1 protein-coding gene is annotated in these 855 nt (G+C 63.2%); it reads right to left on the bottom strand.

Translation table 11 applies throughout. The features are described from left to right. The coding region (locus tag HU727_RS25485) for an immunoglobulin-like domain-containing protein (RefSeq protein ID WP_217847155.1) at positions 1–855 on the bottom strand (855 nt) is incomplete at both ends.

Here is an 855-nt window from a genome sequence, read left to right as displayed (position 1 = left end):
ACAACCGGCGAACCGGTTACTGGCGCGCCCACAGTCGCGGTGTAAGTGACGGTGCCGCCCTCAGCCACTGAGGTATCGGCGGTCAATTTGACCGTCGACGTGTCGATGGTGTCGGTGACCTGGGTGACCGCTGGCGTGGTGCTCGGTACCAGGTTCTCGAAATTTCCGCCGGTCGCGCCGGTGATCGTCGCCTGCACGGAGCCGGCATCTTTGTAGACGTCGTCGGTCGGTGCAGCAACGGTTGCGGTGCCGCTGGTTTCGCCCGCTTTGATGGTGATTACGGCACCGTTCGACAGGGTTACGGTGACTGGCGAGCCGGCGGCGTTGGTCAATGTCGCGGTGTAGGTTATCGAACCGCCCTCAGCGACCGAGCTGCTAGCGCTCAGCGAAAGGTTGGTGGTGTCGGCCACGTCGGTGACGGCGGTCGAAACCGGGGTCTTGTCGGCGACGAGGTTTTCGAAGTTGCCGCCGCTCACATTGGTGATCACATTGGTGATCGGCGCATTGCCAGTCAGCGCATCGTTCGGTGCGGTGAAGGTCGCGGTACCGGTGGTTTGGCCGACAGCAATGGTGATGTTCTGGCCGTTTGCCAACGTCACGACAACCGGCGAACCAGTGACCGGGGCGCCAACCGTGGCGGTGTAAGTGACGGTGCCGCCCTCAGCCACTGAGGCGTCGGCGGTCAATTTGACGGTCGACGTGTCGATGGTGTCGGTGACGGTCGTCACGGCCGGAACCGTGCTCGGCACTAGGTTTTCGAAGTTGCCACCGGTGGCAGTGGTGATTGTTGCCTGCACGGAGCCGGCATCTTTGTAGACGTCGTCGGTGGGTGCAGCAACGGTTGCGGTGCCGCTG

Origin of the sequence: Pseudomonas khorasanensis (assembly GCF_014268505.2) — a bacterium.
In the GTDB taxonomy this organism is placed as follows: Bacteria; Pseudomonadota; Gammaproteobacteria; order Pseudomonadales; family Pseudomonadaceae; genus Aquipseudomonas; species Aquipseudomonas khorasanensis.
Note: the sequence above shows the minus strand (reverse complement) of the source record. Positions and strands in the feature narration are given on the sequence as shown.